We start from the raw sequence: 13,698 nt of genomic DNA, 5'->3' as shown, positions 1-13,698 counted from the left end.
TCAGACGCCCTCACAGCGCCGGCGTGGGCTCCCCCGGGCCGACGACGACCGCGTGCAGGCAGCCGACCAGCCGGGCCCGCACGTCGTCGTCGGCGTTGATGCACAGCAGGCAGCCGCCGCGGCGCTCCAGCTCCCAGCCCGCCTCGTCGATCACGTCGGCCGCCTGCCCGCTGCGCAGGCTCACGGCCGCGAGGTCCAGCACCACCAGCGACGCCGACGCCGACAGCGCGCCCAGCAAGGCGCGGAGCCGGCCGACGTCCGCACGGCCGAACGACCCCGCGGGCCGGACGTTCGCGGTCAACCACGGGTCGTGCGCTGCGGTTGTGTGCGGGCTCATGGCTGGCCTCCGGGCTCTGTCGGTCACGCGATGCGTGCTCGACACCACTTCACCGACCGGGGCTGTGGATCGCCTGGACGTGACCCTCCCTGTGCCTGTGCAGGTCCGCGACCGCGAGCGCGGTGTCCTCCGCGATCAGGTCCATGTTCAACGCCGCGGCCGCGCGGGTGCCGGCGGCCATCGCGCCCGTCACCTGGGCCATCAGGTCGGTCGCGTTGCCGGCCACCCACACGCCCGGGACGCTCGACGCCCCCATGAGGTCCGACGCGGCGTGCTCACCGACGCCCATCTCGTGCGGCACGGCGACCAGCCCGAGACCGGCGAGCCCGTCCAGCCGCGCGACGAACCGCGGCATGACGGTCAGCGCGGACCGCGCGACGACCTCGCCCGACACCAGCCGCACGCCGCTGAGCCGCCCGTCGGTCGAGAGGACCTCGTCGACGACCCCGGTCACCACGCGGATCCCGCGCGCGGCGAGCTGCTCGGCCTCCTCGGGGGTCGGGTCCGGCGACGTGTTCACGAAGAGGACGAGGTCGTCCGTCCACTGCCGGAACAGCAGCGCCTGGTGCACTGAGCGCGCCGACGTGCCGAGCACCCCGATCGCCTGGTCGCGGACCTCCCAGCCGTGGCAGTACGGGCAGTGCAGGACGTCGTGGCCCCAGCGCTCCCGCAGGCCGGGGATCTCGGGCAGCTCGTCGACGAGACCGGTGGCCACCAGCAGGCGTCGCGCCCGCTCGGAGGTTCCGTCGTCCAGGGTCACGACGAACGCGTCGTCGTCGCGCTCCGCCGAGACCACTCGTCCGGTCCGCACCACGCCGCCGTACCCCACCAGCTCGGCCCGCCCGCGCTCCAGCAGGTCGAGCGGCGGCACGCCTTCCAGCCCGAGCAGTCCGTGCACGCCGTCGGCCGGCGCGTTCCGGGGCGAGCCGGCGTCGATCACCAGCACCGACCGGCGCGCCCGCGCCAGGGTCACCGCCCCGCTCAGGCCCGCCGCGCCACCACCGATGACCACCACGTCTCTCATGCGGAGAGCATCGCCCGCTCCTCGCGCGACCGGCAAGCATCCTTGCCGAAGTGGCAAACTGCGCCCCATGGACGACATCGACCAGCTGATGCGCACGGTCGGCCCCCGGCTCCGCGCGGTCCGGCAGCAACGCGGACTGACCCTGGCTCAGGTCGCGGAAGCCACGAGCATCTCCGTCAGCACGCTGTCGCGCCTGGAGTCCGGCGCCCGACGCCCGCAGCTGGAGCTGCTGGTCCCCCTGGCCGGCCTGTACCGCGTGCCGCTCGACGAGCTGGTGGGCGCGCCCGCGACCGGTGACCCGCGCATCCACCCGCGCCCGGTCACCGAGCACGGCAAGACCGTCATCCCGCTGTCCCGGCGCTCCGGCGGGATGCTCGTCTACAAGCTGGTCCTGCCGCCGGCCCCGACGACACCCGACCCGGAGCTGAACACCCACGACGGCTACGAGTGGCTCTACGTCATCGACGGCCACCTGCGGCTGGTGCTCGGCGAGCACGACTTGATACTTCCTCCCGGGGAGGCCGCCGAGTTCGACACGCGAGTGCCCCACTGGTTCGCCAACGAGGGACCGGGCCCGGTGGAGCTGCTGGTGATCTTCGGCACCCAGGGCGAGCGGGTGCACCTGCGCGCGCGGCCGCGCGTCACGGACGAGGGCCGCCCCGCCCCCGGCTAGCAGCCCCCTGGAGAGGGAGCCGGGGGCAGGGCGGGGCTCAGCGGACCTGCAGCTCGACCGGCACCGGCTGCGGCTCGAACCCGGCGGCGGCGACCGTCGCGGGGTCGTGGCGCAGGCACGCGACCGACCGGCGCGGGTCGTCGCCCTCGACAGCGGGCGCGACGAGCTCCGGAGTGATCGCCGAGCACGCGTCGAACACGTGCGCGCACCGGGTCCGGTACGGGCAGCCCGACGGCAGGTTCGACATGTCCGGGGGCGACCCCGGGATGCCCGTCAGCTCACGCCGCGGCCCGCGCAGGGGCGGGAACGAGTGCAGCAGCGCGTCGGAGTACGGGTGCCGGGGGCGGCGGTACATGTCCTGCGCCGAGGCGTCCTCGACGATCTCGCCGGCGTACATGATCGCGATCCGGTCGGCGATCTCGATCAGCAGCGAGACGTCGTGCGTGATGAAGATGACCGAGAACCCGAGCCGGTCGCGCAGCTCCGCGATCTGCTCCACGATCTGCCGCTGCATCACCACGTCGAGGGCCGTCGTCGGCTCGTCCATGATCAGCACCTGCGGGTCCAGCGCCAGGGCCATCGCGATCATCACGCGCTGGCGCATGCCGCCGGAGAGCTGGTGCGGGTAGTCGCGGAGGCGGTCGGCCGAGATGCCGACGAGCTCGAGCATGCCCGCGGCGCGCTCCAGGGCCTCCTTCTTGGTGATCCCGGGCAGGTGCGCGGAGATGCCGTCGGCGATCTGCCGCCCGATCCGGTACACCGGGTTCAGGGAGTTCATCGCGCCCTGGAACACGATCGCGAGATCCTGCCAGCGGGTGGCCCGCAGCTCGGCGTCGTTGAGCGTGAGGATGTCGGTCTGCTGGCCGTCGCGGTCGGTGAAGATGACCTCGCCGCCCGTGATCAGCCCCGGCGGAGGCAGCAGCCGGGTGGCCGCGTACGCGAGCGTCGACTTCCCGCAGCCGGACTCGCCGGCCAGGCCGAGCACCTCGCCGCGGTTGAGGGTCAGCGAGACCTGGCGCAGCACGTGCGAGGGGTCCTCGTCGTACCCGTAGTCGACGGAGAGGTTCTTGATCTCCAGGACGGGGTCGGTCGCGGCAGCGTTCGCCCGGAACGCGCGCTGGGTGGTCACGGCGCCGATGCTCATGCTGGGGCCGGTCACGGCATTCATGCGCGGTCCTCCTTGGCCTCGTAGACCACCGGCGTGAAGCCGATGCGCGGACGGATCTTGCGCTTGCGCATCGAACGGGCGTTGAGTCCCACCGACCGCAGGCGCGGGTTGACGAACTCGTCGATCCCGAAGTTGATGAGCGTGAGCGCCATGCCCAGCAGGGCGATGAGCAGCCCGGCGGGGACGAACCACCACCACGCGCCGCGCTGCAGGGCCAGCTGCGCCTGCGCCCAGTACAGGACAGTGCCCCAGTTCCACTCGTTGGTGGGCGTGATGCCGACGAACGAGAGCGTGATCTGGGACAGGACGGCGAACCCGACGGTGCCGACGAAGCCCGCGGCGATGATGGCCGTGAGGTTGGGCAGGATCTCCGCGGAGATGATCCGCCACGTGCTCTCGCCGTTGGCGCGCGCGGCCTCGACGAAGTCGCGTTTCCGGAGCGAGAGCGTCTGCGCCCTGAGCACGCGGGCGCCCCAGGCCCAGCCGGTCGCCGCGATCACCAGCGCGACCGTGAGCCCGCCGGCGGACGGCAGCTGGCCGGCGATGATGATGATGAGCGGCAGCTGCGGGATGACCAGGAACACGTTGGACAGCGCGGACAGGGACTCGTCGCCGAACCCGCCGATGTAGCCCGCGGTCACGCCGACGATCACGCCGATCACCGTGGCCACCGTGCCGGCCACGAACCCGACCACCAGCACGCTGCGCGTGCCGAGGATCAGCTGGCTCATGATGTCCTGCCCCTGATGGGTGGTGCCCATCAGGTGCGCCCACGACGGCGGCTGCAGGATGGCCGACGACCTCTCGTTCGGGTCGTACGGCGCGATCCACGGCCCGATGATCGCGATGAGGAAGAAGAACCCGAGGATCACGAGGCCGGTGAGGGCCTTCGCGTTGCGCATGAACAGGAACCGGCGCTTGCCCGTGCGCGGGGCCGTCGCGTCGGGCGTGATCTCCAGGTCCTCGAGGAACGCGGCTTCGACGGTCATGTCAGCCCTCCTGACGCGTGCGGGGGTCGAGGAAGCCGTAGGCGACGTCGGCTGCCATGTTGGCGAGCAGGACGGCGAACGTGATCACCAGGAAGCACCCCTGCATGAGGGGGTAGTCCTTCGCGTTCACCGCACTGAAGAGGTAGTAGCCGATGCCCTGGTACGAGAACACGATCTCCATGACCAGGGTGCCGCCGACGATGAAGCCGAGCGACAGGGCGAAGCTGGACACCTGCGGCAGGATCGCGTTCCGGGCGGCGTAGCCCATCCGCACGGTCCGCTCCTTGAGGCCCTTGGCCTGCGCGACGGTCACGTAGTCCTCGGAGGACACGGTGACCATCATGTTGCGCATGCCCAGCATCCAGCCCGCGATCGACGAGATGACGATCGTCATGGCCGGCAGGAACCCGTAGTAGATGACGGACCCGATGAACTCCCACGACAGGTTGGGCACCATGCTGCGGTCGTAGCTGCCGCTCGCGGGGAACCAGCCGAGCGTCACGGAGAACAGCGAGATCGCGATCAGGGCGAGCCAGAAGTACGGCACGGCCGAGAAGAAGGTCGACAGCGGCAGCAGCCCGTCCATCCAGGTGCCGCGGCGCCAGCCGATCCCGGTGCCGACCAGCGTGCCGATGGTGAAGCTGATGAGCGTCGCGATGCCGACCAGCCCGATCGTCCACGGCAGCGCCTGCCGGATCACGTCCGCCACGGGTGCCATGTAGGAGAACGAGGTCCCCAGGTCACCCTGCAGCAGCAGCTGCCAGTACGCGACGTACTGGTCCCACAGCGACATGTCCTCGTCCAGCCCGAACAGGGCACGCAGCGCCTCGGCGGCGTCGGGGCTGATCCGGCCCTGGTTCTTGGCGATCAGGGCGCTCACCGGGTCGCCCGGCATGATCCGCGGGATGAAGAAGTTGATGGTGATCGCCGCCCAGGCGGTGATCGCGTAGAAGACGATGCGTCGGGTGAAGAACCTCATCGGTCGACCTCCAGCACAGAGATGTCCACGGTCGGCCGCTCGCCGTACGCGTCGAGCACCGAGCCCAGCGACGGGCGGTCCTCGCGGTCGGCGTAGCCCCAGCAGGCGGCCTCGCGGCCCTCCCCCACGGCTATCAGCGGCGGCACCTCGGTGCGGCACACGTCGTTGGCGAACGGGCAGCGCGGGTTGAACCGGCAGCCGGCGGGCGGGGCCACCAGGCTCGGCGCCTCGCCGCGGGCGCCCCGGGCACGGGCCTCGAGGTCGTCGGGGTCGGGCGCGGACCGGACCAGCAGCTGCGTGTACGGGTGCTTGGGGTCCTGCGTGACCGACTCCGAGTCGCCCTTCTCGACGACCCGCCCGGCGTACATGACCATCGTCGTGTCCGCGAAGTACCGGGCCGACGCGATGTCGTGCGTGATGTAGAGGATCGCGAGCTGGAGGCGGTCTCGCAGGTCGCGCAGCAGGTTGAGGATGCCCAGGCGGATCGACACGTCGAGCATCGAGATCGGCTCGTCGGCGAGCAGCACCTCCGGGTCGGCCGCGAGCGCGCGGGCGATGGCGACGCGCTGGCGCTGACCGCCGGACAGCTCGTGCGGGAACTTGTCGATGTACCGCGCGGCCGGGCGCAGCTGCACCCGGTCCAGCAGCTCCTCGAGTGCAGCCTCCAGCTCGACGCCGCGCAGGCGTCCGCGGTGGATCTTCAGGCTGCGCGTGAGCATGTAGCGCACGGTGTGCACGGGGTTCAGCGACCCGAACGGGTCCTGGAAGATCATCTGGACCTTGCGCACGTACTGGTGGAACGCGCGGCGGTTCTTCACGGTCGCGTCCTGCCCGTGCAGCAGGATCTGCCCGCCGGTGACGGGCATCAGCTGCGCGAGCAGCCGGGCGATCGTGGACTTGCCGGACCCCGACTCCCCCACCAGCGCGACCACCTTGCCGCGGTAGAGGGAGAGGTTCACGTCGTCGACGGCGTGCACGACCTTCTGCGAGCGGAAGCCGCGGACGGGGAAGTGCTTGCGCAGGTCGATCGCCTGCAGGACTGGCGGATCTTCTTCGTGCGGGGAGCTCATCGGGTCACCTTGGGGGTCGGGTGCGTGGTGCGGCGGGCGAGCCGGAGCCCGCCCGCCGCACCACGAGCATCACTCGGTCGGAGTCAGCTTCGACAGGATGAGCGCTGCCTGCGGGCCCGTCGGCTGCGGGTTCGCGTACGGGTCCTCGTCGGTGGGGAAGCCCGTGTAGTTGACCGTCGAGTACTGCGCCACGGCCGGACGCGACCAGATCACGAGGCCCGGGACGTCCTCCACGAAGTGCTTCTGGACGACGTCCAGGGCAGCCGCGCGGTCGTTGTCCGAGGTGCCGGCCTTGAAGTCGGCGAGCGCCTGGGTGACCTCGTCGTTCTGGTAGCGACCGAAGTTCCAGGTCGCCGACTCACCGAGCGGCACGTAGGACGCGCCGTCCATGATGTTCGAGTACATGTTCCACGGCGTCGAGCCCCCGTCGGTCCAGTGCAGCGAGGCCTGGAAGTTCCCGAACGGGATGATGTCGTTGAACCAGGTGTCCTGGACGACGCCCTCGACGGGAGCCTCCACACCGAGCGCCTTGGCACCCTCGGAGATGATCCCCAGGGCGTCCAGGTAGTCGGTCCAGCCGGTCGGGTTCTGCAGCGTGAAGGCCACCTTCTCGCCGTCCGGGTCCACCAGGGCACCCGAGCCGTCCCAGGTGTAGCCGGCGTCCGTGAGGACGTCCTTGGCACCGTCGACGTCGACCGAGAGCTCCTGGTCCGCGTACGCGTCCGAGATGAACGCGTCGCCCGAGGGCTGCGGCAGGCCGGTGACGCTCTTGATCTGCGGCCACACGCCGTAGCCGGCGGTCGCCGAGATGTCCGCGCGGTCCACGACCATGTTCAGCGCCTTGCGGAACGCCACGTCGCTGAACGGCTTCGTCTCGTTGTTCAGGTAGAGCACGTCGACGCCGAAGCCGCCGCCCGCCACCTGGTGGAAGTGGTCGGGGTCCTTGGCGATGAACGTGTTCTCGAAGTCCGGGATGAACGTCCAGCCCCACTGCGCCTCACCGGTGGTGAGGGCGGTGGTCAGGCCCGCGTTGTCGTTGAACGTGTCGTACCGGAGCGTGCCGACCTTCGGGGTCTCGCCCCAGTAGTCGGTGTTCGGCTCGAGCGTCACGGCCTGGGGCGTGAACGACTTGAGCTTGAACGGGCCGGTGCCGACCATCTCGTCGTCGGTCCAGGTCACCGGGTCCTCGTTCTCCCACAGGTGCTTGGGCACGATGAGGAGCTTGAGCAGCTTGACCTGGTTGACGTACTGGCCGGACAGGAAGTTCACCGTGACCGTGTTGCCGTCGACCGTGATGTCGCCGTACTGGTCGGGGAAGTCGGTGTTCAGCTCCTTGGTGTCCTTGCGGAGCTGGATGGAGAACGCGATGTCCTCGGCGGTGAAGTCGGTGCCGTCGGACCACTTCACGCCGTCGCGGGCGGTGATGACGGCCTGCGTCGAGTCCGGGTTCCACTCGACCGACGTGGCGAGCCACGGCGTCGGGGGGTCCGTCGGCTTGAGCTCGTTGACCTGCATGAGCGACTCGTAGACCGCGAACGCGTACCCGAGCGAGAGCGACGCGGAGCCGTTCGCGAGCGGGTTCTGGTTGGGCTGCTGCGGGCCGTTCGGCATGCCGATCGTCAGGATCTTGTCCGAGACGCCGTCGGCGCCGGTGCTGTCGTCGGTGCTGCCACCGCTGCCGGAGCAGGCGGTGGCGAGCAGCGCGAGGGTGGCCGCCGTAGCGATCACCGTCGAGAGCTTGCGGATTCTCACGAGTGCCTCCTTGCACTGAGGGTGGAACTGCTGGTCGTACCGGTCCGACGGGACTGCGGATCTCGTCGGACCGGAGCTGTGCTGGTCGGGCTGCTTGGTCGGGCTGCTTGTGTCGCTACGCCGGCGTGGGTCTGGGGAGGGCCACGTCGACCGTGAGGCGCAGGTCGCTCGAGGAGCGGCCGACGCGGATCGGATAGGTACCGGCCGGGGTGACCCAACCGGGCTGTGCCGAGTCCCAGGTCCGGAACGCCTTCGCGTCCACCCGGACCCGGACGACCGCGTGCTCGCCTGCGGCGGCGTGCACGACGCTGAACCCGCCGAGCCAGCGGACGGGCCTGTCGCCCGGAACTGGTGGCTCGACGTAGACCTGGACGACCTCGCGTCCGTCGCGGGCGCCGGTGTTGCGGACCGTGACGTCCAGGACGACCGACCCGTCGGCCTCGACGGGCTGGGCGACGACGCCCACGTACTCCCACGTCGTCCAGCCGAGGCCGTGACCGAAGGGCGCCGCCGGGGTGCGACCGAGCTTGAGCCAGGACCGGTACCCGACGTGGACGCCCTCGTGGTACTCGATGACGCCGTCGACGGGGACCGCGTCCGGCACGGGCACGTCGGACTCGTGCGCGGGGAGCGTCCAGGGCAGGCGCCCGGTGGGCTCGGTCACGCCGGTGAGCACGTCCGCGAGCGCCTCGGGCCACTCCTGGCCGCCGAGCCACGCCCACAGGACGCACGGCACCTCGTCGAGCCACGGCAGCAGCACGGGGGCGCCGGCGTTGACGACGACGATCGTGCGCGGGTTGGCGGCCAGCGCGGCCTTGACCAGCTGGTCCTGCGTGCCGGGCAGCGCGAGGCTCGTGCGGTCGTAGCCCTCGGACTCGATCTCCTCGTTGGTCCCGACGACGACGATCGCGAGGTCCGCTGCGGCGGCGGCCTCGACGGCAACCTCGAGCAGCTCGTCCGGGGACGTGCCGGGGACCCGGTGCACCAGCTCGGCGCGGGCGAAGCTGGCGTACCCCACCGGGTGCACGGCCTGCACGAGCGCGTCGACCTCGACCGTCGTCGGCTCGGTCACGTCGATGACCAGGGTCGCGGGCGCCGGCTGGTTGACGCTGGAGTCGAGGATGACCTCGGCACCGACCACGCGGTCGCTGGTCGACAGGACCTGCCCGCCGACCGTGATCCGGTGCCTGCCCACGGTGCCGACGCCGACCTCGTGCCGGCCGGGCTCGTCGAGGCGGACGGTCGTGCGGATGCGCAGTGCGGCCGCGGGGCCGGGCACCTCGCGCAGCCAGCCGTTCCAGTCGGTGATGTCTGCCGCGGCCAGCACGGCGCCGTCGGCGTCGAGCAGCTCGCCCAGCGCGCCGACGTGGCCCTCGGGCGTCGTGCACCGCCCGGCCAGGTCGAGCGACGGGGGCAGCAGGCGGGAGACGGCGCCGGGGTGCACGTCGACCTGCACCTCGCCGAACGCCTCGCGGATCGCCGCCTCGGGCGTCGACAGGTGGTCCGGACGGACGAACGCGGAACCGCCGCCCTGCACGAACGGGTGGACCGCGTTGGGGCCCAGCAGGGCGATCCGGGTGACGTCGTCGGGCGAGACCGGCAACGCGTGCTCGTCGTCGCGGAGCACGACCATGGAGCGGGAGACCAGCTCGCGCAGCACGCCGCGCACGTCCACGTCGGCCACCCGGTCGCGGCTCGCACCCGAGGGCGCGACGCCCTCGAGCGCGCCGACGCGCTGGGCCAGCCGGAGCAGGCGGAGCACCTTGGCGTCGAGCAGCGCCTCGCTGACGTCTCCCGCGCGGACCGCGTCGAGCAGGCCGTCGCCCCAGGGGCCGTCAGGTCCGGGCATCTGGAGGTCGAGGCCACCCTCGGCGGCGCCGACGACGGATTTCGTCGCCACCCAGTCGCTCATGACGACGCCGTCGAAGCCCCACTCCTCCTTGAGCACGCCCGTGAGCAGGGGTCGGTGCTCGGCGGCGGTCGCGGCGGTGGTCCCGTCGTCGATCCCGGAGTACGCGCTCATCACCGACCACGCCTGGGCGTCGTGCACCAGCCGCTCGAACGGCGCCAGGTACACCTCCCGGAGCGTCTGCTCGTCGACGCGCGACAGGTAGCTGGTGCGCTGCGTCTCGGAGTCGTTGGCGACGAAGTGCTTGATGCACATGCCCACGCCGCGGTCCTGCGCGGAGCGGACCACGTGCACCGCGATGTCGCCGGTGAGCAGCGGGTCCTCGGAGTAGCACTCGAAGTGCCGGCCGCCGACGGGCGTGCGCTGGAGGTTCACCTGCGGGGCGAGCACCACGTCGACGCCGTGCCGGCGGGCCTCCGCGGCGAACACGTGACCGAGCTCGTCGGCCAGGTCCACGTCCCACGTCGCGGCGAGCGCGCTCGGGGCGGGGAAGGAGGCGGACGTCTCGTCGGCGGAGTCGGAGACGCCGCGGACACCGGCGGGGCCGTCGGACACGTGCATGGCGCGCAGGCCGATGTGCGGGACCGCGGTGGTGGACCAGAGGCCGGCGCCGACGACGAGGCGCGTCTTCTCCTCGAGGCTGAGGGCAGCCAGGAGTGGCTGGAGGTCGGTGGCGGGCCGTTCAGCCGTGGGCGGCTGGGTGGCCGTGTCGAGTGACACAGCGGGTTCTCCGATCGGACAGCGTTGTCGTCTGGGGAGAATGAAAGCACAACTTACTGACTTGTCAGTAAGTGGGAAGATCACAGTATGGTTTCAGTCATGGACGACGCCGTTCCCCCCGCCGCAGCGCCGAAGCGCCGCGCGCGGCAGCCCCGCCAGGCCACCACCGAGCGCCGGGCCGAGATCCTGCGGGCCGCCGCCAACACCTTCGGGTCCAAGGGGTACAAGAACGGCTCGCTGGCGGAGGTGGCCGAGCAGGTCGGCATCACGCACGCCGGCGTCCTGCACCACTTCGGCTCCAAGGAGCAGCTGCTGGTCGAGGTGCTGGAGTACCGCGACAAGGAGGACGTCCGCGACCTCGAGGGCCAGCACATCCCCGGCGGCCTCGGCCTCTTCCAGCACCTGGTCCGCACCGCGCGCATGAACGTCGACCGGCCCGGCATCGTGCAGGGCTACTCCGTGCTCACCGGCGAGTCCGTCACCGAGAACCACCCCGCCCGCGGCTGGGTCACCGACCGGTTCCGCGTGCTGCGCGGCGAGATCGCGGACGCGGTGATCGCCGTCGGCGAGGGGAAGGTGTCCCGGGAGACCGCCGACTGCGCGGCCAGCGCGATCATCGGCGTCATGGACGGCCTCCAGGTGCAGTGGCTGCTCGACGAGGACGTCGACCTGCCCACCTCCACCCAGTTCGCCATCGAGGCGATCCTGGCGGCCGCCCTGCTGGGCGACGACCGCCCGCACCCCCTGGACTGACCCATCCTCAGCAAGTTCACAGGTTCGGTTCAGCGCCACAACAGGTAACGGGCGCACCCTGGGGTCATGACGACGACCACCAGCAACCGCCCCGACGTGCTCGCCCGCGCCGACGGCTCCCCCGTCCGCGCCCTGGTGGTCGACGACGAGCCGACCCTCGCCGAGCTGCTGTCCACCGCCCTGCGCTACGAGGGCTGGCAGGTGGACCATGCGCTCAGCGGCCACGCCGCCGTCCGCGCCGCCAAGGCCCTCGACCCCGACGTCATCGTGCTCGACGTCATGCTCCCCGACCTGTCCGGCATCGACGTGCTGCGCCGGGTCCGGGCCACCAACCCGAACGTCCCCGTGCTGTTCCTCACCGCCAAGGACGCGGTCGAGGACCGGATCGCCGGCCTGACCGCCGGGGGCGACGACTACGTCACCAAGCCGTTCAGCCTCGAGGAGGTCGTCGCGCGGCTGCGTGCCCTGCTGCGACGGACCGGTGCGGTGTCGTCGCGCGAGGAGGCCGTGCTCGTCGTCGGCGACCTGCGGATGGACGAGGACAGCCACGAGGTGTCCCGCGACGGCGAGGACATCCGCCTGACCGCCACCGAGTTCGAGCTGCTGCGCTACTTCATGCGCAACCCGAAGCGCGTGCTGTCCAAGGCCCAGATCCTCGACCGCGTCTGGCAGTACGACTTCGGCGGCCAGGCCAACATCGTCGAGCTCTACGTGTCCTACCTGCGCCGCAAGATCGACAAGGGCCGCACCCCGATGCTGCACACCCTGCGCGGGGTCGGCTACGTGCTGAAGCCGTCTGTCTGATCGTGCCCACTCGTCCACGCTGGACGCTGCGCCGGCGCCTCGTCGTGATGGTCGTCGCGCTGGTGGCGGTCGTGGCGGGCGCCATGGGCACCGTGTCGACGCTCGCGCTCCAGGGCTCCCTGGTCGCGCAGCTCGACGAGAAGGTCACCGCGGCTCACCGGCGCGCGGCGGACTTCCCGCGGCAGGGCACCCAGGACCCGGGCGAGGTCTTCGCGGCCCCGCCCGGCACCGGTGACTTCCGCCCCGGGCAGGACGCCGGCACGGTCAACGTGGAGCAGCCCGCCGGCGTCGACCCCGCCGACCTGACCGTGTTCCAGGCGGGCTACATCGACGACGACGGCGCGCCGACCGCGCTGACCGACGCCCAGACCGCGCAGATGCTCGCCGTCCCCGCCGACGGGGACGCGCACACGATCACCCTGACGGGGCTCGGCAGCTACCGGGCGGTCTCGAGCGTCGACGCCGACGGCACGACGACGGTCACCGCCCTGCCGACCACGTCGGTGTCCAGCACCGTCACCACGTTCGTCGTCGTCGAGCTGGTGGTGGCCGCGATCGCCCTGCTGGTCGCAGCGGCCGTCGGGCTGGTGCTGGTCCGCCGCGAGCTGCGGCCCCTGGACCGGGTGGTCGGCACCGCGAACCGCGTCGCCCAGCTCCCCCTGGACCGCGGCGAGGTGGTCCTCGCCGACCGCGTGCCCGCGCAGGACACCGACCCCGCCACCGAGGTCGGCCAGGTGGGCGCGGCGCTCAACCAGCTGCTCGGGCACGTCGAGCAGGCCCTCGCGTCCCGGCACGAGTCCGAGTCGCAGGTGCGCCAGTTCGTCGCCGACGCCAGCCACGAGCTGCGCACGCCCCTGGCGTCCATCCGCGGGTACGCCGAGCTGGTGCGCCGCTCCCCCGACGAGATGCCGGTCAGCGCGCTGCAGGCGATGTCCCGCGTCGAGTCCGAGTCCCTGCGGATGACCGCGCTGCTCGAGGACATGCTGCTGCTCGCGCGGCTGGACGCCGGTCGGCCCCTCGCGTCCGAGCCCGTCGACCTGACCGTCCTGGCCATCGACGCGGTCACGGACGCGCACGCCGCCGGCCCGGACCACGACTGGCGCCTGGACCTGCCGGCGGGGGACGACCTCGAGGACGCCCTCGTGGTCGGCGACGACCACCGCCTGCGCCAGGTGCTGGCCAACCTCCTGTCCAACGCCCGGCTGCACACGCCCGCCGGCAGCACCGTCACGGTCCACGTCCGCCGCGCGGGCCACCAGGTCGTCATCCAGGTGGCCGACGACGGCCCCGGCATCCCGCCCGCGCTGCGCGAGAGCCTGTTCCAGCGGTTCACCCGCGGGGACGCCTCCCGCAACTCGGCCAGCGGGTCCACCGGTCTGGGGCTCGCGATCGTGCACGCGGTGGTCACCGCCCATGGCGGCACCATCACGGTCGACAGCGGACCCGGGACCACGTTCACGGTCACCCTGCCCGCCGCGCCCGCCGCCGTCCCGGCACCGGTCCACTAGCCGTCGGGCCGG

The 13,698-nt window shown here is 71.8% G+C and carries 12 protein-coding genes; 4 read left to right on the top strand and 8 right to left on the bottom strand.

All coding sequences use genetic code 11. The features are described 5' to 3' along the window. Window positions 1-10: 10 nt before the first annotated feature. The gene (locus tag HP550_RS08830) at window positions 11-337 is read right to left on the bottom strand and encodes a hypothetical protein (protein ID WP_175347308.1); all 327 of its coding nucleotides are present in this window, start codon (window positions 335-337) and stop codon (window positions 11-13) included. Between the two features lie 49 nt (window positions 338-386). Further along, window positions 387-1,361 carry an NAD(P)/FAD-dependent oxidoreductase gene (locus HP550_RS08825; protein WP_175347307.1) on the bottom strand — a complete coding sequence of 325 codons (975 nt, stop codon included), beginning with the start codon at window positions 1,359-1,361 and terminating at the stop codon, window positions 387-389. Between the two features lie 67 nt (window positions 1,362-1,428). On the opposite strand from HP550_RS08825, the gene HP550_RS08820 reads away from it, so the two are divergent. After that, window positions 1,429-2,034 carry a helix-turn-helix domain-containing protein gene (locus tag HP550_RS08820; protein ID WP_175347306.1) on the top strand — a complete coding sequence of 202 codons (606 nt, stop codon included), beginning with the start codon at window positions 1,429-1,431 and terminating at the stop codon, window positions 2,032-2,034. A gap of 37 nt (window positions 2,035-2,071) precedes the next feature. Here the strand turns inward: HP550_RS08820 and HP550_RS08815 are convergent, their stop codons facing one another. The 6 genes from HP550_RS08815 to HP550_RS08790 form a co-directional block, all read right to left on the bottom strand. Then, entirely contained in the window at window positions 2,072-3,202 is a 1,131-nt protein-coding gene (locus HP550_RS08815; RefSeq protein ID WP_246280680.1) for an ABC transporter ATP-binding protein, read from the bottom strand. Then, window positions 3,199-4,191: an ABC transporter permease gene (locus HP550_RS08810; RefSeq protein WP_056085811.1), complete on the bottom strand. Its 993-nt coding sequence runs from the start codon at window positions 4,189-4,191 to the stop codon at window positions 3,199-3,201. The genes HP550_RS08815 and HP550_RS08810 overlap by 4 nt, the downstream gene beginning before the upstream one ends. A 1-nt stretch (window position 4,192) precedes the next feature. Beyond that, window positions 4,193-5,170, bottom strand: a complete 978-nt coding sequence (locus tag HP550_RS08805; RefSeq protein WP_175347305.1) for an ABC transporter permease — start codon at window positions 5,168-5,170, stop codon at window positions 4,193-4,195. Further along, the gene (locus tag HP550_RS08800; RefSeq protein WP_175347304.1) at window positions 5,167-6,240 is read right to left on the bottom strand and encodes an ABC transporter ATP-binding protein; all 1,074 of its coding nucleotides are present in this window, start codon (window positions 6,238-6,240) and stop codon (window positions 5,167-5,169) included. Before HP550_RS08800 ends, HP550_RS08805 begins: the two co-directional genes overlap by 4 nt. Window positions 6,241-6,309: 69 nt before the next feature. Next, window positions 6,310-7,992, bottom strand: coding sequence for an ABC transporter substrate-binding protein (locus HP550_RS08795; RefSeq protein WP_175347303.1), 1,683 nt, complete (start codon window positions 7,990-7,992; stop codon window positions 6,310-6,312). A 115-nt stretch (window positions 7,993-8,107) separates the two neighbouring features. After that, window positions 8,108-10,621, bottom strand: a complete 2,514-nt coding sequence (locus tag HP550_RS08790) for a beta-d-glucosidase (RefSeq protein ID WP_175347302.1) — start codon at window positions 10,619-10,621, stop codon at window positions 8,108-8,110. 99 nt (window positions 10,622-10,720) lie between these two features. Between HP550_RS08790 and HP550_RS08785 the strand changes: the two genes are divergently transcribed. From HP550_RS08785 to HP550_RS08775, 3 genes are all read left to right on the top strand, one after another. Next, entirely contained in the window at window positions 10,721-11,374 is a 654-nt protein-coding gene (locus HP550_RS08785; protein WP_425484432.1) for a TetR/AcrR family transcriptional regulator, read from the top strand. Between the two features lie 66 nt (window positions 11,375-11,440). After that, window positions 11,441-12,178 (top strand): response regulator transcription factor, encoded by a 738-nt coding sequence (locus HP550_RS08780; RefSeq protein ID WP_175347300.1) that lies wholly within the window; start codon window positions 11,441-11,443, stop codon window positions 12,176-12,178. A gap of 2 nt (window positions 12,179-12,180) precedes the next feature. Beyond that, window positions 12,181-13,686, top strand: a complete 1,506-nt coding sequence (locus tag HP550_RS08775; protein WP_343048065.1) for a sensor histidine kinase — start codon at window positions 12,181-12,183, stop codon at window positions 13,684-13,686. The last annotated feature ends 12 nt before the right edge of the window (window positions 13,687-13,698 follow it).

Origin of the sequence: Cellulomonas humilata, assembly GCF_013359775.1 — a bacterium.
GTDB lineage: Bacteria > Actinomycetota > Actinomycetes > Actinomycetales > Cellulomonadaceae > Cellulomonas > Cellulomonas humilata.
Note: the sequence above shows the minus strand (reverse complement) of the source record. Positions and strands in the feature narration are given on the sequence as shown.